Genomic DNA, 18,083 nt, shown 5'->3' with positions numbered 1-18,083 from the left:
TTGATGAAACGTGTTTCTCAACTGACCGCGCTGGCCCTTGCACTCGGCCTCGCCTCCTCTGTCTTCGCCGCTGAAACGGCAAAAACTTTGACCTTCACCCATCTGCTCCAGCAAAAAGGCACCGCCATCGATACGCGTCTGAGCGCGTTCTACAACGGCTGGCCGCAGCAGGCAAACGGCCCGCAGGGGCATGAACCGGGGGCGCTAAACCTCTCCGCCAGCTGGCTTTCCGCCATGAACAATGAACAGTTGATCGCCTGGGCGCAGCAGCACCAGCTGAAAAAAGAAACTGACATTGCCCTCTACGGCGACAGCAAAGATAACGACGCGGTGGCGAAACGTCTGAAAGAAGCGGGCTACACCAACATCTCCACCCTGAGCGACGCGCTGCAACAGCCCGAGCGTCTGCAAAAGCTGCCGCACTTCGAACAGTTGGTTTATCCACAGTGGCTGCACGACCTGCAACAGGGGAAAGACGTTCCGGCGAAACCGGCGGGCGACTATAAGGTGATTGAAGCCGCCTGGGGCGCGCCGAAGCTCTATCTGGTCAGCCATATTCCGAATGCAGGCTATATCGACACCAACGAGGTGGAAAGCGAGCCGCTGTGGAATAAAGTCTCCGACGCGCAGCTGAAAGCGATGCTGGCGAAACACGGCATTCGTCATGATACAACCGTGATCCTCTATGGGCGCGACGTTTACGCCGCAGCGCGCGTGGCGCAGATTATGCTGTATGCCGGTGTGAAAGACGTTCGTCTGCTCGATGGCGGGTGGAAAACCTGGTCGGATGCTGGTCTGCCGGTCGAGCGCGGCTTAGCAAAAGAGGTGAAGCCTGAGCCAGATTTCGGCGTGACTATCCCGGCACAACCGCAGTTGATGCTGGATATAGAACAGGCGCGCGGTCTGCTGCATCGTCAGGACGCATCGCTGGTGAGTATTCGTTCGTGGCCGGAATTTATCGGCACCACCAGCGGCTATAGCTATATCAAGCCAAAAGGTGACATTGCTGGCGCACGCTGGGGCCACGCGGGGAGCGACTCCACCCATATGGAAGACTTCCATAACCCGGATGGCACAATGCGCAGCGCGGATGATATCGCGGCGATGTGGAAATCCTGGAATATCACGCCAGAGCAGCAGGTGTCCTTCTACTGCGGTACCGGCTGGCGCGCCTCGGAAACCTTCATGTACGCCCGCGCAATGGGCTGGAAAAACGTCAGCGTCTACGACGGCGGCTGGTATGAGTGGAGCGGCGATCCGAAAAACCCGGTTGCCACCGGCGATCGCGGCCCGGATAGTTCACGTTAATCCACGTTTTCATGGCGCTGAAGATTTTTCAGCGTCATGTACCCTCCCCACACGCGATTGAACGTTGTCAGCCAGCACAGCGCGCCAAAGATCCACGCCATCCACGCAAACCACGCCGGAAACAGGCAGCCCAGCACAAACAGCAGGATAGTCTCAGTCCCTTCGGTTAAGCCGCCAAGATAGTACAACGACTTATGGGCATAGCCGGGGTTATCAATCTGATGTTTCGCGGCCAGCGCGGCGAAGGCCAGAAAACTGCTACCGGTGCCCATAAAAGCGAACAGCAGCCAGCCGCCAGCCAGCGCGTTAGCCGCCGGGTCGGCGAGCATAAAACCGAACGGTACCAGCGCGTAGAATAAGAAATCCAGCGCGATATCGAGGAAACCGCCCGCGTCGGTCAGCCCGCGACGACGGGCCATCGCGCCGTCGAGGCCATCCAGCAGTCGGTTCACCACAATGGCGACCAGCGCCGCGCCATACCATCCCAGCGCCAGAAACGGCAACGCCAGTATGCCGATAGCAAAACCGACCAGCGTAATGCCATCCGCCGACACACCGGGCTTATCCAAAGTCTGCGCGGCACGGTTAAGCCAGGGTTTCAGGCGTGGGTGCAGGTGTTTATCAAGCATCGGTTTTTTCTCTCATCGAACACAGCCCTTGTGAGGGGATTTCCAGCGCGGCATTGAAGCGCGCGGATAAATTCTGAAACGCCACCAGCGCGGTCATTTCCGTAATTTGCGCATCGTTAAAGTGACAGTGTAACTCATGTTTGTGTGCCTCAGAGATCCGCGGCGGCGTGGCGGTCATCGCCTCGGCGTAATCCAGCGCGGCGCGTTCAGCCGGGGTAAACAGCGCCGAAGTACGCCACGCCTCCAGCGCCAGCACTTTATCCATCGCCCCGCAGCGCTGCGCCAGGCGCAAGCTGTTGGCATCAATGCAGAACGCGCAGTCGCACTGCTGGGATACGCGGGTCATCAGCAGCGCGCGCAGCGTCGGGTCGAGTCGCGCTTTTTTGCGCTCCAGATAGCCGACAAACAGCGCCACCAGCCAGAACAGGCGCGGCATGCGCCCCCACCAGCGCGTAGGATTGAGGACCTCGCCATAATGCTTGCGCTGCATGGCGGCAATCGGTTTTAAACTGAGCGGTAATTGGCTGAGCGGCTGCACCCAGGGTTGGCGGTTTTTCACCCGGAGACTCCTGCAAAACTTTAGCTAACGGCAAAGCAAGGATAATATGGCAACTCCTTTATCTCGTCTTTGACCGTTATGCTGAAAACCATTGATGTTGTTGCCGCTATTATCGAACAAAATGGCAAAATTCTTCTCGCCCAACGTCCACCTCATACCGATCAGGCCGGGCTGTGGGAATTTGCCGGGGGCAAAGTGGAGGCCGGAGAGAGCCAGCAGGAAGCGCTGATCCGCGAGTTGCAGGAAGAGCTGGCGATCACCGCCTGGCCCGCCTGCTATGTCGCCAGCCATCGTCGTGAAGTCTCCGGACGTATCATTCATCTGCACGCCTGGTACGTGCCGCGCTTTGAGGGCGAGCTCATCGCGCGCGAGCATAGCGCGCTGGTGTGGTGCACGCCTCAGGAAGCGCAAGGCTACGATCTGGCCCCCGCCGACGTGCCATTATTAGCGGCGTTTATGGCTTTACCCGACGCCAAACGAGCGGGTTGGTGCTAATCGCGCGTTCATCACGCTGGCACTGGAGCAACACACCCTCAACTTTCACCACCGCCCCTTCCGAGTAGTTCTGATTTTCATAAATGCAGCACTGGGTACATTGCTGCACGCGTTGGCTGCTGTTGTTGTTGCTGAACACCTCAGGGGGAACGTTAACTTCCACCTGAGGACGCGCCTGCGCGGCGCTACAAAACAGCGCTAACGCGCCAGCAATCCAGAAGCATTTCATCGTCTATCTCCTTAAAAAAGCACCTCGTATTACTATCGACCAAATGGGCGCGCAACTTAACTTTTTTACGTCATCGCTTTTGGTTATGACCCGGCATTGAGTATTAATTTTATTCTGCTTCCGGAAAATCCTTGTCATCCGTTAGCAGGGTAGTGATATAGTCGAAATAACGCACGCTATTAAACACAACCATAACAACTACATACATCCACAATCATAAGAGGTACTTATACTTATGGACAAGGTTTGCTCCCTGGATACCTTCCTGGCTCATGTTCAACAGCGCGACCCACACCAGACCGAGTTTGCTCAGGCCGTACGCGAAGTCATGACAACACTCTGGCCGTTCCTCGAACAAAACCCGCGCTATCGCCAGCTCTCCCTGCTGGAAAGATTAGTTGAACCTGAGCGAGTGATTCAGTTCCGCGTGGTGTGGGTGGACGACCGTAATCAGGTACAAGTTAACCGCGCCTGGCGCGTACAGTTCAGCTCGGCCATCGGGCCGTTCAAAGGCGGGATGCGTTTCCACCCGTCCGTAAACCTGTCTATCCTGAAATTCCTCGGCTTTGAGCAGACCTTCAAAAACGCCCTGACGACTCTGCCAATGGGCGGTGGTAAAGGCGGCTCTGACTTCGATCCGAAAGGCAAAAGTGAAGGCGAAGTGATGCGTTTCTGCCAGGCGCTGATGACCGAACTCTATCGTCATCTGGGCTCTGATACCGACGTCCCGGCGGGCGATATCGGCGTGGGTGGTCGTGAAGTCGGCTTTATGGCCGGGATGATGAAAAAACTGTCTAACGACACCTCCTGCGTCTTCACCGGTAAAGGGCTCTCCTTCGGCGGCAGCCTGATTCGCCCGGAAGCCACCGGCTATGGCCTGGTGTACTTTACCGAAGCGATGCTCAAACGTCACGGTCTGGGCTTCGAAGGTATGCGCGTGGCGGTGTCGGGTTCCGGCAACGTGGCGCAGTATGCGATTGAAAAAGCGATGGAGCTGGGCGCGCGCGTGATCACTGCCTCCGACTCCAGCGGCACCGTGGTTGATGAGTCTGGCTTCACCAAAGAGAAGCTGGCGCGTCTGTGCGAAATTAAGGCCAGCCGCGACGGTCGCGTCGCTGACTACGCGCGCGAATTCGGTCTGGTCTATCTGGAAGGCCAGCAGCCGTGGAGCGTGGCGGTGGATATCGCCCTGCCGTGCGCCACGCAGAACGAACTCGATGCCGACGCGGCGCGCGTACTGATCGCCAACGGCGTCAAGGCCGTAGCGGAAGGCGCGAACATGCCGACCACGATTGAAGCAACCGATCTGTTCCTCGAAGCGGGTGTCCTGTTCGCGCCGGGTAAAGCGGCGAACGCCGGCGGCGTGGCCACTTCTGGTCTGGAAATGGCGCAGAACGCCGCACGTATGAGCTGGAAAGCGGAGAAAGTGGACGCGCGTCTGCACCACATCATGCTGGATATTCACCATGCCTGCGTTGAGCACGGCGGCGAAGCGAAGCAAACCAACTACGTTCGCGGCGCGAACATTGCGGGCTTTGTGAAAGTAGCCGACGCGATGCTGGCGCAGGGCGTGATTTAAAACAAATAGCCCGGACGCGAAAGCGATGCCGGGCTATCGTTTTGAACCGTAGGCCTGATAAGCGCAGCGCCATCAGGCAGCCTGAGTATATTGCCGGATGGCGGCGTAAACGCCTTATCCGGCCTACAAATAGACATCCCCGACTATACGTCTGGCTCAGGGCTTGCCGCGGCTTTCTTACTCTTCGCCTTCCCTTTACTGAATGACTTCTTCGCCCCACCCGGCGCTGCCAGCCCGCGGAACTGCCGCACCGGCGTGCTCTTAGCCTGGTCAATCAGCTGGAATAAAGTTCCCACTAACGGCTGCATAAAGTCCTGATAACGGCACTGCTTTTCGCTGATTTGCGTCAACGTGGACTCCCAGTGCGCGGTCATATCCGGACGCGTCGCCATTTCGGGCAACGAGTGGAACAGCGCTTTACCGGCGTCGGTTGAGTGAATATAGCGCCCTTTTTTGGTCAGAAAACCGCGCTTAAACAGCAGCTCGATAATACCGGCTCGCGTCGCTTCGGTGCCTAAACCGTCGGTGGCGCGGAGGATTTTTTTCAGATCTTTATCCTGCACAAAGCGGGCGATACCGGTCATCGCCGACAGCAGCGTGGCGTCGGTAAAGTGGCGCGGCGGCTGGGTTTGTCGCTCAACGACTTCGCCGTTCTCGCACAGCAGTTCGTCCGCTTTCGCCACCACCGGCAGCGGCGTGCCGTCGTTCTCTTCGTCACGCTCTTTCGCCCCCAGCAGCGTACGCCAGCCCGCTTCCGCCAGGAAACGCGCTTTGGCGACAAACTTACCGTTAGCGATATCCAGATCGATCTGACATTTGCGGTAGACCGCATCCGGGCAGAACTGCATCAGATACTGACGCGCAATCAGGTTATAGACCTTTGCTTCGTTGTCGTTGAGATTAACGTGGCTGGCGCGCGCGGTTGGGATAATCGCGTGGTGGGCATCGACCTTTTTGTCGTCCCAGCAGCGGTTACGGGTGTCGGTGTTGACCACCGGCTGCGGCAACAGGTCCGAAGCGTGAACGCCAATAGCATTGATCACCGCGTGACGGCCCGCGAAATGTTCTTCCGGCAGATAGCGGCTGTCGGAACGCGGATAGGTGATCACCTTGTGGGTTTCGTACAATTTCTGACAGATATCCAGCACGTTCTGCGCGCTAAGGCCAAAACGTTTCGCCGCCTCAATCTGTAAAGCCGACAGCGAAAACGGCAGCGGCGCGGATTCCGAGTCACGCTTGTCGTTATAGGCCGTGACCAGCGCGGGCTGCCCGGTAATGCGTTTCACCACGTGTTCCGCAAGCGCGCGGTTGAGCAGGCGACCTTCTTCATCCTGATGCGGTTCACAGGCTTCACTTGGCTGCCAGACGGCGGTGAAGCGCTCGTCTTTCGGCGTGACGATGTGGGCCTTCACCTCAAAGAAGTCTTTTGAGACGAAGTTTTCAATCTCTTCATCGCGGCGCACCACCAGCCCCAAAACCGGGGTCTGCACGCGCCCCACGGAAAGCACGCCCTGATAGCCGGCGTTGCGCCCCAGAATGGTATAGGCACGGGTCATATTGATCCCGTACAACCAGTCAGCGCGTGCACGTGCCAGCGCCGAGACGCACAGCGGAATAAATTCGCTGTTGGCACGCAGACGGGTAATCGCTCGCTCCACCGCCTGCGGGTTGAGGTCGTTTATCAAACAGCGCTGCACCTGCTGGCGTTTTTCCGCTGACAGTTGCAGGTAGTCCAGCACTTCATCCACCAGCAGCTGTCCTTCGCGATCGGGGTCTCCGGCGTGAATAACTTCGCTGGCTTCATGAAGAAAACGCTTAATGACGTTCAGCTGTTTGGTGACCGATGGGCGTGGCTGGAGCTGCCATTTTTCCGGCACGATCGGCAGATCCTGGAGATTCCAGCGCGCATAGCGGCTGTCATAGACGTCCGGCTGCGCCTGCTCCAGCAGGTGACCAATACACCAGGTCACCACCTGGCCGTTGCCACATTCGATAAAGCCGTCGCCCTTGCGGTGGGGCTTCGGCAGTACATCCGCAATGGCGCGGGCCAGACTCGGTTTTTCCGCAATGAACAACCGCATGGGGTCAGCGCAGCTCGACCATCGGACGGCCACCGCGCGCGGTGACCAGTTCACCGATAGCGGTTAGCGTGATACCAAACTCGGCGGCAGCCTCCTGTACGGCGGCTTCGGCGTCAGGCGTCACCGCCAGCAGCAGGCCGCCGGAGGTTTGCGGGTCGCACAGCAGCGCACGCTGAGCTTCGCTCATCGCGCCCATCAGATGGCCGTAGCTGGCAAAGTTACGCTCGGTACCGCCCGGCACGGCGCCCTGAGCAATATACTCTTCCACGCCCGGCAGCTTCGGCACGGCGGCAAAATCAATCTGCGCCTGTACGCCAGCGCCCTGGCACATTTCGCTCAGGTGGCCCAACAGGCCAAAGCCGGTGACGTCGGTCATCGCCTTCACGCCGTCGATATTGGCAAACGCCGAGCCCACGAGGTTCATCTGGCACATCACTTCCGTCGCCAGTCCCTGATGTTCAGGCTTGAGCAACGATTTTTTCTCGGCGGTGGTCAGCACGCCAATGCCCAGCGGCTTGGTCAGGAACAGCTTGCAGCCTGCCTGCGCGGTGCTGTTTTTCTTCACGCGTTCGGTAGGCACAATCCCGGTAACCGCAAGGCCGAAAATCGGCTCCGGCGCGTCGATAGAGTGGCCGCCCGCCAGCGCGATCCCGGCTTGTTTGCAGGCAAAGCGCCCGCCTTCGGTCACTTCGCGCGCAATTTCCGGCGCCAATTTGTTGATCGGCCAGCCAAGGATGGCAATCGCCATAATCGGCTTACCGCCCATGGCGAAAATGTCGCTGATGGCGTTGGTTGCCGCAATACGGCCAAAGTCGAACGGATTGTCGACAATCGGCATAAAGAAATCGGTGGTGCTGATGACCGAGGTACCGTTACCCAGGTCGTAAACGGCAGCATCGTCGCGAGTTTCATTGCCAACAAGCAGGTTGGGGTCGATAAACTTCGTTTGCTCGCTGTGCAGGATGGTCTCCAGCACTTTGGGCGAAATTTTACAACCGCAACCCGCTCCGTGGCTGTACTGCGTTAAACGAATGGCCTGCTCGCTCATGGACAACTCCTGTCATTGCTTTGGCATTTGCATAGAAGGTGTATGTTAACGCCAGAACACAGCGGTGATAAGTACGACTGTCTGAATTCGCGGGCATTTGCCTGAAATCCAGACAATCGTGGTGATTTTTCAGAGATAACGGACGAATGGAGCCGTATCCGGTGGCGTAATGGTAGTCGAAGCCTTCAGTTGCGGAGTACCCAGATAGAGGAAGCCGACGATCTTATCCTGTTCGCCGCAGTTAAAGCCCGCACGCACTACCGGGCTATCGGTCAGCGCGCCGCTGCGCCAGATACCGTTAAAGCCCTGCGCGACCGCCGCCATTTGCATCGCCATCACCGCACAGCCCGCCGACATCTCCTGCTCCCACTTCGGCACCTTTGGGTGATCCTGACATTTGGCGATCGCCACAATAATCATCGGCGCGCGGAACGGCGCGTTACGCGCTTTCTCGATGGCCTTCTCGTCACCGTTTGCGGCTATCGCTCCCTGTTCCAGCAGCTGGCTGAAACGTTCGCGGCCTTCGCCTTCCACAATCACAAACTGCCACGGTTGCAGCGTGCCATGGTCCGGCGCACGCAGCGCGGCGCGGAGAATATTTTGTAGCGCATCCCCCGCCGGGGCCGGTTCCGTCAGGCGGGAAGCGCTGCGGCGATTCACCAATAGTTCCAGTGCGTCCATTGAATCACTCCTCTCACGTTATTTTTCATAAAATTAACATGCGCAAGGATTTTGTTACAGCGCAGAAGGCGATTCCTGCTGACAAGCGGCGACGGTCTATTTAGGATAGCCACACGTTTTACCGTTTCGGTAAACCTTTTTTCGTTTTTGCAGGGAGAATACATGCGAACTGTATGGCGCTTCATTGCCGGATTCTTTAAATGGACGTGGCGATTACTCAATTTCGTCCGTGAGCTGGTGCTGAATCTGTTCTTTATTTTGCTGGTGCTGGTCGGCGTCGGCATCTGGATGCAGCTTAGCAGCACCACGGAACACAGTACCCGCGGCGCGCTGCTGATGGACATCAGCGGCGTGGTGGTCGACAAGCCGTCACCGAGCAGCAAGCTTAGCGTGATTGGCCGCCAGTTCTTTGGCGCCAGCTCTGACCGTCTGCAGGAAAACTCCCTGTTTGATATTGTGCAAACCATTCGCCAGGCGAAAGATGACCGCAATATCACCGGTATTGTGTTGGATCTGAAAAACTTTGCCGGCGGCGATCAGCCTTCTATGCAGTATATCGGCAAAGCGCTACGCGAATTCCGCGACAGCGGTAAGCCGGTCTACGCGGTGGGCGATAGCTATAGCCAGGCGCAATACTACCTGGCCAGCTTCGCCAATAAAATCTGGCTGTCGCCGCAGGGCGTGGTCGATCTGCACGGTTTTGCCACCAACGGGCTGTACTACAAAACCCTGCTCGACAAGCTGAAGGTTTCAACCCACGTGTTCCGCGTCGGCACCTATAAGTCAGCCGTCGAACCGTTTATTCGCGACGATATGTCCCCTGCCGCGCGTGAAGCGGACAGCCGCTGGATTGGCGAACTGTGGCAGAACTATCTCAACACCGTCGCGGCAAACCGCCAGGTGACGGCGCAGCAGATCTTCCCTGGCGCGCAGGGCGTGCTCGATGGTCTGCGCAAAGTCGATGGCGACACGGCGCAGTATGCGCTGGATAACAAGCTGGTTGATAACTTAGGTTCCAGCGCGGATATCGAAAAAGCGATGACCAAAGCGTTCGGCTGGAGTAAAGCCGACAATAACTACAGCGCCATCAGCATGTATGACTATGCGGTGAAAACCCCGGCGGATACCGGTTCGAGTATCGCTGTGGTGTTTGCCAACGGCGCCATCATGGACGGTGAAGAAACCCCGGGTAACGTCGGCGGCGATACCACCGCAGCGCAGATTCGCGACGCGCGTCTGGATCCGAAGGTGAAAGCCATCGTGCTGCGCGTGAACAGCCCTGGCGGCAGCGTAAGCGCTTCTGAGGTCATTCGTGAAGAGCTGGCGGCGGCGAAAGCGGCGGGCAAACCGGTGGTGGTCTCCATGGGCGGCATGGCGGCTTCCGGCGGCTACTGGATTTCTACCCCTGCTGACTACATCGTAGCCAGCCCAAGTACGCTGACCGGCTCGATCGGTATCTTTGGCGTCATCAACACCGTGGAGAACACGCTGGATTCAATCGGCGTGCACACCGACGGCGTCGCCACCTCGCCGCTGGCGGATATGGCGATGACCAAAGCGTTGACGCCGGAAGTGCAGCAGATGATGCAGCTGAGCATCGAAAACGGCTACAAACGTTTTATTACCCTTGTGGCGCAGTCGCGTAAGAGCACGCCGGAAGCGATTGATAAAATCGCTCAGGGCCATGTCTGGACCGGCGAGGACGCCAAAGCCAATGGCCTGGTGGATAGCCTTGGCGACTTTGACGATGCGGTAGCGAAAGCCGCCGAGCTGGCGAAAGTGAAGACGTGGCACATCGACTACTATCAGAGCGAACCGACGTTCTTCGATATGGTGATGGATAACCTCTCCGGCTCGGTGCGCGCCTCTCTGCCGCAGGCGCTGCAGGCGTATCTCCCGGCTCCGCTGGCGAACGCCGCCAACGCAGTGAAGGCCGAAAGCGATAAGCTGGCGGTGTTCAACGATCCGCAAAATCGCTATGCAATTTGCCTGACCTGCGCCAATATTCGCTAATCGCAATCCCCTCCTTGCCGGAGGGGATTTTCTTTTGCTCAATCGATAGACGAACCATGCCAAAAAAATCCATTTACGTCGCCTATACCGGCGGGACCATCGGGATGCAGCGCTCTGACCACGGCTATATCCCGGTCTCCGGGCATTTGCAGCGCCAGCTGGCGCTGATGCCAGAGTTCCATCGCCCCGAGATGCCGGACTTTACTATCCACGAATACGACCCGCTGATGGACTCTTCCGACATGACGCCGGAAGACTGGCAGCACATCGCCGACGATATTAAAGCGCACTACGACGAGTACGATGGTTTTGTGATCCTGCACGGCACCGACACCATGGCGTTTACCGCCTCAGCGCTGTCGTTTATGCTGGAAAACCTCGGCAAGCCGGTTATCGTGACCGGCTCGCAGATCCCGCTGGCGGAGCTGCGCTCGGACGGGCAGATTAACCTGCTGAATTCGCTGTACGTCGCCGCTAACTACCCGATTAACGAAGTGACGCTGTTCTTCAACAACCGTCTGTATCGCGGTAACCGGACGACCAAAGCCCATGCGGATGGCTTTGACGCGTTTGCTTCGCCAAACCTCACCCCACTACTGGAAGCGGGTATCCATATTCGTAAGCTGGGTACCCCGCCCGCCCCCCACGGCGACGGTGCGCTGATCGTACATCCAATTACCCCGCAGCCGATTGGCGTAGTGACGATTTATCCGGGCATCTCCGCCGATGTGGTACGCAACTTCCTGCTTCAGCCGGTCAAAGCGCTTATCCTGCGTTCTTACGGCGTGGGTAACGCCCCGCAAAACGCTGTATTCCTGAAAGAGCTGGCAGAAGCCAGCAACCGCGGTATTGTGGTGGTTAACCTCACCCAATGTATGTCCGGCAAGGTGAATATGGGCGGCTACGCCACCGGCAACGCGCTGGCGCAGGCGGGCGTCATCGGCGGTGCCGATATGACGGTGGAAGCGACGCTGACCAAGTTACATTATCTGTTAAGTCAGGGGCTGGACGCCGACGCCATTCGCGCGGCGATGCAGCAGAACCTGCGCGGCGAACTGACGCCAGACGATTAAGGAGAGAGTGATGAGCAAACGCGCGCTGTTATTAGTCGACTTACAGAACGATTTCTGTGCGGGCGGCGCCCTTGCCGTGGCCGATGGCGACAGCACGATTGATGTCGCCAATGTGCTAATCGCTGAAGCAAAAACCCGCGGTGAACCGGTGGTCGCCAGCCAGGACTGGCATCCCGCTAACCATGGCAGCTTTGCCAGCCAGCACGGCGTGGAACCTTACAGCCAGGGAACGCTCGACGGCCTGGCGCAGACCTTCTGGCCGGATCACTGTGTGCAAAACAGCGATGGCGCGGCGTTTCATCCGCTGCTGGCGCACAACGCGGTCGACGCGGTGTTCCACAAGGGCGAGAGCGTCAACATCGACAGCTACAGCGCCTTTTTCGACAACGGTCATCGGCAGAAGACCGGGCTGGACGCCTGGCTGCGCGACCAGGCGATTGACGAACTGACCGTTCTCGGGCTGGCTACCGACTACTGCGTGAAGTTCACCGTACTGGACGCTCTCCAGCTTGGCTATGCGGTCAACGTGATTACCGACGGCTGTCGCGGCGTCAACATTCAGCCGCAGGATAGCGCTCACGCCTTTATGGAAATGGCGGCAGAGGGCGCGACGCTGTATACGCTGGATGACTGGCTGGAAATTCAGCGCTAACCCCGTAGTGCCGGATGAGCGCCATCCGGCCTACAATTCCCTCCCCCTCGTGAACCACCTCTCAGATTTGCCTCAACGGCAATGCTATGTTTAATCGGTTGTTTTTTCGCCACGCCATTTCCGTGGCGTGTTTGCTTTTTTAATGTCAAAGAGGACCGTGTATGAAACTTTTGCCTTTGCTGGCAGCATTACCCCTGCTCTGCGCCTCGGTTGTTTCCGCGAATTCCCTGATGTCCGTTGGCTACTTCAACGGCGGCGGAGACGTCACCGCCGGGCCGGGCGGCGATATCGATAAGCTGGACGTCCGACAAATTACCCACCTCAATTATTCGTTTGGCCTTATCTACAACGACGAGAAAGACGAAACCAACGACGCGTTAAAGGACCCCGCGAAGCTGCATCAAATCTGGTTATCGCCGAAGGTACAGTCCGATTTAGCCAAAATACCGACACTGCGTAAGCAAAACCCGAATCTGAAAGTGCTGCTGTCGGTCGGCGGCTGGGGCGCGCGCGGCTTCTCCGGCGCGGCGGCCACGCCGGAAGCACGGGCTGTGTTCATCCGCTCGGCGCAGGAAGTGGTCGAAAAATACGGCCTCGATGGCATCGATCTCGACTGGGAATATCCGGTCAACGGGGCGTGGGGTCTGGTGGCAAGCCAGCCGGCGGACCGCGATAACTTCACCACCCTGCTCAAAGAGCTGCGCGCGGCGTTTGGCAATAAAAAGCTGGTGACCATTGCCGTCGGCGCTAACGCCGAAAGTCCGAAAAGCTGGGTTGACGTTAAAGCCATCGCGCCATTGCTGGATTACATCAACCTGATGACCTACGACATGGCGTACGGCACCCAGTACTTTAACTCGAACCTGTACGACTCAACGCAGTGGCCAACGGTGGCGCAGGCCGATAAATACAGCGCCGATTTCGTGGTCAATAACTATCTCGCCGCCGGTTTAAAACCCAGCCAGATGAACCTGGGGATTGGCTTCTATGGCCGCGTGCCAAAACGTAGCTTGGAACCGGGTATCGACTGGAGCAAGCCGGACGCGCAGAAAAATCCGGTGACTCAGCCTTACTTCGGCGCACAGGAAGTGGCGCTGTTTAAATCACTCGGCGTCGACCTCAGCAAAGACACCTACGTGAAATACAACGACATTGTCAGCAAGCTGCTGAACGACCCGCAGAAGCGCTTTACCGAGCACTGGGATGACCAGGCGAAGGTTCCGTGGCTGTCGGTGCAATCGGCGGAGGGCAAACCGCTGTTCGCGCTCTCCTACGAGAATCCGCGTTCGGTCAGCATTAAAGCGGACTATATCAAGAGCAAAGGGCTAGCGGGCGCGATGTTCTGGGAGTACGGCGCGGACGACAATAACCAGTTGGCGAAGCAGCTGGCGGAGTCACTGGGGATTAAACACTAAGGTCAACCCGAGACGATAACCCGGCGACCTGGCCGGGTTATCGTTAATTGGCCAGCATTACACCGGCGTTAAAATCCCGCTTTGTTCATGAATACGGTACCCCGCGCCCGGGTGTGGAGCCTGAAGCCTGGCGCTACCGCCAAACAGCTTTTCACGTAACGTCCCCTGGCTGTACTCGCGCTTATAGACGCCGCGTTTTTGCAGCTCCGGAATCAACAGCTCGACCACATCGGTAAAGGTCTCGTGCGTTACCGCGTAGGCGAGATTGAAGCCATCCACGTCCGTCTCCTCCACCCACGACTGCAGCTCATCGGCGACCGTTTCGGCGCTGCCAACAATCAGCGGACCAAAACCGCCGATACCGACCCATTCGGCCATGGCTTTAACCGACCACTGTTTATCCGGGTCGGCGGTGGAGAAGGTATCGACCACCGACTGAATCGCATTGGTTTTGGCATAGGTAAACACTTCATCCGGCTGATACTGCCCGAAATCGATGCCCGTCCAGCCGGAGATCAGCGCCAATGCGCCTTCGTAGCTGGTCCAGTTTTTATACTCCTGCCACTTCGCCTGCGCGGCCTTATCCGTCTCGCCGACGATCGCCGTTTGCATATTGAAAATGAGAATACTGTGCGGATCGCGACCGGCCTCCGCCGCGCGGCGGCGAATGTCCGCCACGGTCTTTTTCAGCGCGCTTTTTGACGGCGAAGCCACAAACACGCACTCGGCATGGCTGGCGGCGAACTGTTTGCCGCGGCTGGACGCGCCCGCCTGATACAGCACCGGCGTGCGCTGCGGCGACGGTTCACACAGGTGATAGCCCGGCACATCAAAGAATTTGCCATGATGATTAATGGCGTGAATTTTACTCGGATCGCTGAAAATGCGCCGTTCACGATCGCGCAGAATCGCCCCCTCTTCCCAACTGCCTTCCAGCAGTTTGTAGATAACCTCCAGATACTCATCGGCATAGTCGTAGCGGGCATCGTGCGCCGTTTGCGCCTGTTGGCCGATATTGCGCGCGCCGCTTTCCAGATACGAGGTGACGATATTCCAGCCTACGCGGCCTTTGGTCAGGTGATCCAGCGTCGAGAGACGGCGAGCAAACGGATAGGGGTGTTCAAATGACAGCGAGGCGGTCAAGCCAAAGCCCAGATGCTCCGTCACCAGCGCCATCGGGGTGACCAGCGCCAGCGGATCGTTTACCGGCACCTGAGCCGCCTGACGAATCGCCGCGTCACCGTTGCCGTTATAGACATCGTACACGCCCAGCACGTCGGCAATAAACAGACCGTCAAACTTTCCGCGCTCCAGCAGACGCGCCAGATCGACCCAATAATCCAGATCTTTATACTGCCAGGAGCGATCGCGCGGGTGCGCCCACAGCCCCGGCGACTGGTGGCCGACACAGTTCATATCAAAAGCATTCAGACGAATTTCACGTTGTGATGACATAACAATCTCTCCTGCGCCCGGTTATTACCGGCACAATAATGCGTTTATCTCGGGGTTCAGGCCGTCACGTTCTGACGGCTCGTCAGGGTTTGCAGCACCGTTTGCGCGACCTGCCGGGCATGCTCCGCCACCTGCGGGAGTCCCATCAGTTCGCCGAATCGCCCGCGCGCCGCCGGGCCGGCAACCCATATGCGCGAAGAAGCGCCAACCGCCTGCGACTGCGCGTTAACCTCAATGCCCATGCCCAGCGAATCCGGGCGAATCTGCCCATCCTGATGCAGTGCCGCCAGAAACGGCTGGCTCGCCACTAAATCGGCATGGTCTGGCCCGGTGGTGAGCACCAGATAGTCAACCTCTTGCCACACGGTGCCCCCGCTGCGCTGCGCCAACTGAAGGCGAAATGCCTCGCCTTCAACCGTCAGCGCCTGTAGCCGCGCCGCCAGCGAGCGAAAAGTGCCGTCCGCTCGTTTTTCCGCGATGGCTTGCGCCACCTGCGGCGCAATACGGTAGCGATGCACATCCCAGAAGCGACGGAGGTGACGTAAAAACTGTCGCTTTTCAGCCTCAGTAAGCTGCTGCCAGATCGTCTGGCCCTGACTGCGTACGGCATCCAGAACGGCCTGCCAGGGCAACCCCTGCGCCGCCGCCCGCGGGATATCCGCGCGAATCTGCCGTAGGCGCTGGCGTAATGTGCCCGTCTGATAGCTGGCCTGCCACGCCGATGCGGCGAGCGGCGCGTTGGCTCGGGAGAGTAATCCATGGCGTGAGAAAGCAAGCGTTGTTCCCTGATGCCCCTGACGATGCAGCGTCGCCACGACATCTGCCATGCTCAGCGCCGTGCCCATAATGGCGACCCGCGCGTTCAGCGGAATGGCCGCCAGCGCACCAGCCCGCCAGGGGTTCGCAATCAGTCGTGGGTGCTGAGCGACGTGCTGGACCACCGTCGGCAAGCGTGGCGGCGGGTGACTCACCGCCAGCACCAGACCATCGGCGCGCAGCCGCTGCCCCTCGGCGGTGATCACGCACCCGTCATGCCAGCCCGCCGCGCGATCCCGTATATGGGTCAGGCTGCCGCGGTGCGCTTTTATCGCCTGTGCCAGATTTTCCTGGACGTAGCGACCAAATGCGCCACGCTGCGGGTAGACGCTTCCGTCCACCAGCTGTGCCTGAGGGTCCTGCGGAAAATCGCCATGTCGACGATACCAACGGTCAAATGCGCCGTCGTCGTCACCCGCCAGCTGCATGCGCGCGGCGGGAACGTTGATTCGATGCGCGGGATCGGTTGCCGAGTAGGCCACCCCAAACCCAAGCGCGGGACGCGGCTCCACCACGCTAATGCGCAGGGCGCGGCGCGACTCGCGCAACAAATGAAGGGCAACGGCCGCGCCGCTGAATCCGCCCCCGACAATCACAATATGCGGTTCGCTTTCTGGTCGTGACATCGCAAACTCCTCAGCTGGCGCTCGCCTGCGGGACAGGCCGTTTCGCCCCACCGATGGTCTCGCCAAACGGCCCGGTGTTAACTTGCCCCTTCGCGGAACGCGGCTGGGTGCTGGTCGGCAGCAGCGGCATCACCAGCTCGGCGAAGCGGTGCGCTTCTTCCAGATGCGGATAGCCGGAGAAAATAAAGTTGGTGATTCCCAGCGCCTGATATTCGCGGATACGTTCGGCAACCTGCTGAGGATTTCCCACCAGCGCGGTCCCTGCGCCGCCGCGAACCAGCCCGACGCCCGCCCACAGGTTGGGTGCAATCCGCAGCTTGTCGCGATTTCCGTTGTGCAGCGCGCTCATACGCGCCTGTCCGGTGGAGTCCATGCGGGCAAAAATCTGCTGCGCCTGAGCGATAGTGTCATCATCCAGGTGTGCAATCAGCTTATCGGCGGCGGCCCACGCCTCTTCCTCCGTCTCGCGCACAATCACATGCAGACGAATACCGTACTCCAGCTGACGCCCCTTCTCTTCCGCCCGGGCTTTCACGACCGCCAGCTTTTCCGCCACCTGCGCCGGCGGCTCCCCCCAGGTCAGATAGGCATCGATATGGTCGGCGGCAACGTCAATCGCCTCCGCCGAGGAACCGCCAAAGTACAGCGGCGGGCCATTGCGCTGTACCGTCGGGAACAGCACTTCCGCCCCCTCAACCTGAATATGCGTACCGTGATAGTCCACCTTTTCACCGGCCAGCAGGCGACGGTACACCTCCAGAAATTCATGGGTCACTTCATAGCGTTCGCTGTGGCTGAGGAAAATACCGTCGCCTTTGTTCTCCACCGGATCGCCACCGGTCACCACGTTGATCAGCAGACGCCCTTCCGAGAGGCGGTCCAGCGTGGCGGCCATCCGCGCCGCCAGCGTGGGCGGCTGAAGTCCGGGACGTACGGCCACCAGGTAGCGCAAATGACGGGTAATCGGCGCCAGCGCGGCGGCCACCAGCCAGGAGTCTTCGCAGCTTTTGCCCGTGGGGATCAGTACGCCGTAATAGCCGAGGCTATCCGCCGCCAGCGCCACCTGTTGCAGATAAGGGAGATCCACCGGACGACCGCCTTCGGTGGTGCCCAGATACCGCCCGTCGCCGTGGGTGGGTAAGAACCAGAAGACATTGATTTGTTCAGCGGCTTGTACTGTCATTATCCATTTCCTTTATAACTATATTTGGTATTTATCGAAGCGGTTATCTTCGTCAGTTATAAAGGAGTTTGCGAAATACATGCCAATTTTCAGAAGAAAAAATATCCTTAACTATCAATTAATTAACCGAAATATTGATTTTCAGAAACTGTTGCAAATGCAACACCCTAACGGCATCCGCTGCCGCAATGGCGACAACCACGCGCCTCCCCCCTCTGGAAACTTACGCCGCCAACAGATA

At 58.7% G+C, this 18,083-nt stretch carries 16 protein-coding genes; 7 read left to right on the top strand and 9 right to left on the bottom strand.

The window, feature by feature from the left end; genetic code table 11:
• Nucleotides 1-3: 3 nt before the first annotated feature.
• The gene (locus K7B04_RS15575; RefSeq protein WP_223802451.1) at nt 4-1,308 is read left to right on the top strand and encodes a rhodanese-like domain-containing protein; all 1,305 of its coding nucleotides are present in this window, start codon (nt 4-6) and stop codon (nt 1,306-1,308) included.
• On the opposite strand, the gene K7B04_RS15570 is transcribed toward K7B04_RS15575, so the two are convergent.
• Both K7B04_RS15570 and K7B04_RS15565 read right to left on the bottom strand, forming a co-directional pair.
• Nucleotides 1,305-1,937 carry a CDP-alcohol phosphatidyltransferase family protein gene (locus tag K7B04_RS15570; protein WP_223802450.1) on the bottom strand — a complete coding sequence of 211 codons (633 nt, stop codon included), beginning with the start codon at nt 1,935-1,937 and terminating at the stop codon, nt 1,305-1,307. The genes K7B04_RS15575 and K7B04_RS15570 overlap by 4 nt on opposite strands.
• Entirely contained in the window at nt 1,930-2,496 is a 567-nt protein-coding gene (locus tag K7B04_RS15565) for a carboxymuconolactone decarboxylase family protein (RefSeq protein ID WP_223802449.1), read from the bottom strand. The genes K7B04_RS15570 and K7B04_RS15565 overlap by 8 nt, the downstream gene beginning before the upstream one ends.
• A 78-nt stretch (nt 2,497-2,574) precedes the next feature.
• Here K7B04_RS15565 and K7B04_RS15560 point away from each other — a divergent pair, with 78 nt between their 5' ends.
• The gene (locus tag K7B04_RS15560; protein WP_271458485.1) at nt 2,575-2,991 is read left to right on the top strand and encodes a pyrimidine (deoxy)nucleoside triphosphate diphosphatase; all 417 of its coding nucleotides are present in this window, start codon (nt 2,575-2,577) and stop codon (nt 2,989-2,991) included.
• Here the strand turns inward: K7B04_RS15560 and K7B04_RS15555 are convergent.
• Nucleotides 2,951-3,220 (bottom strand): DUF1496 domain-containing protein, encoded by a 270-nt coding sequence (locus K7B04_RS15555; RefSeq protein WP_163445695.1) that lies wholly within the window; start codon nt 3,218-3,220, stop codon nt 2,951-2,953. The two genes, K7B04_RS15560 and K7B04_RS15555, sit on opposite strands and share 41 nt — an antisense overlap.
• A 235-nt stretch (nt 3,221-3,455) precedes the next feature.
• Between K7B04_RS15555 and gdhA the strand changes: the two genes are divergently transcribed.
• Entirely contained in the window at nt 3,456-4,799 is a 1,344-nt protein-coding gene (gene gdhA, locus K7B04_RS15550; RefSeq protein WP_064546221.1) for an NADP-specific glutamate dehydrogenase, read from the top strand.
• A gap of 143 nt (nt 4,800-4,942) precedes the next feature.
• Here gdhA and K7B04_RS15545 read toward each other — a convergent pair whose 3' ends face one another.
• The 3 genes from K7B04_RS15545 to K7B04_RS15535 form a co-directional block, all read right to left on the bottom strand.
• Nucleotides 4,943-6,880, bottom strand: coding sequence for a DNA topoisomerase III (locus K7B04_RS15545; protein WP_223802448.1), 1,938 nt, complete (start codon nt 6,878-6,880; stop codon nt 4,943-4,945).
• A gap of 4 nt (nt 6,881-6,884) precedes the next feature.
• Nucleotides 6,885-7,928, bottom strand: a complete 1,044-nt coding sequence (selD, locus tag K7B04_RS15540; protein WP_163445699.1) for a selenide, water dikinase SelD — start codon at nt 7,926-7,928, stop codon at nt 6,885-6,887.
• A gap of 129 nt (nt 7,929-8,057) precedes the next feature.
• On the bottom strand, nt 8,058-8,609 hold the full coding sequence (locus K7B04_RS15535) for an NAD(P)H nitroreductase (RefSeq protein ID WP_223802447.1): 552 nt from the start codon (nt 8,607-8,609) through the stop codon (nt 8,058-8,060).
• A 162-nt stretch (nt 8,610-8,771) separates the two neighbouring features.
• Here K7B04_RS15535 and sppA point away from each other — a divergent pair, with 162 nt between their 5' ends.
• The 4 genes from sppA to K7B04_RS15515 all read left to right on the top strand — a co-directional run bounded on the left by sppA (nt 8,772) and on the right by K7B04_RS15515 (nt 13,762).
• On the top strand, nt 8,772-10,622 hold the full coding sequence (gene sppA, locus K7B04_RS15530) for a signal peptide peptidase SppA (RefSeq protein WP_167576137.1): 1,851 nt from the start codon (nt 8,772-8,774) through the stop codon (nt 10,620-10,622).
• A gap of 56 nt (nt 10,623-10,678) precedes the next feature.
• On the top strand, nt 10,679-11,695 hold the full coding sequence (gene ansA / locus K7B04_RS15525) for an asparaginase (RefSeq protein ID WP_163445704.1): 1,017 nt from the start codon (nt 10,679-10,681) through the stop codon (nt 11,693-11,695).
• Nucleotides 11,696-11,705: 10 nt separating this feature from the next.
• Entirely contained in the window at nt 11,706-12,347 is a 642-nt protein-coding gene (gene pncA / locus K7B04_RS15520; protein WP_223802446.1) for a bifunctional nicotinamidase/pyrazinamidase, read from the top strand.
• A gap of 161 nt (nt 12,348-12,508) precedes the next feature.
• Nucleotides 12,509-13,762, top strand: coding sequence for a glycoside hydrolase family 18 protein (locus tag K7B04_RS15515; protein ID WP_223802445.1), 1,254 nt, complete (start codon nt 12,509-12,511; stop codon nt 13,760-13,762).
• 57 nt (nt 13,763-13,819) lie between these two features.
• On the opposite strand, the gene K7B04_RS15510 is transcribed toward K7B04_RS15515, so the two are convergent.
• From K7B04_RS15510 to ssuD, 3 genes are read right to left on the bottom strand one after another with little or no spacing between them, the layout of a single operon-like run.
• Nucleotides 13,820-15,217 carry an LLM class flavin-dependent oxidoreductase gene (locus K7B04_RS15510; protein WP_167576140.1) on the bottom strand — a complete coding sequence of 466 codons (1,398 nt, stop codon included), beginning with the start codon at nt 15,215-15,217 and terminating at the stop codon, nt 13,820-13,822.
• Nucleotides 15,218-15,273: 56 nt separating this feature from the next.
• Entirely contained in the window at nt 15,274-16,659 is a 1,386-nt protein-coding gene (locus K7B04_RS15505) for an FAD/NAD(P)-binding protein (RefSeq protein WP_223802444.1), read from the bottom strand.
• 10 nt (nt 16,660-16,669) lie between these two features.
• Nucleotides 16,670-17,842, bottom strand: a complete 1,173-nt coding sequence (gene ssuD, locus K7B04_RS15500; RefSeq protein ID WP_167576142.1) for an FMNH2-dependent alkanesulfonate monooxygenase — start codon at nt 17,840-17,842, stop codon at nt 16,670-16,672.
• Nucleotides 17,843-18,083: the final 241 nt, after the last annotated feature.

The organism is Kluyvera sp. CRP (assembly GCF_019930565.1).
GTDB lineage: Bacteria > Pseudomonadota > Gammaproteobacteria > Enterobacterales > Enterobacteriaceae > Kluyvera > Kluyvera georgiana_A.
Note: the sequence above shows the minus strand (reverse complement) of the source record. Positions and strands in the feature narration are given on the sequence as shown.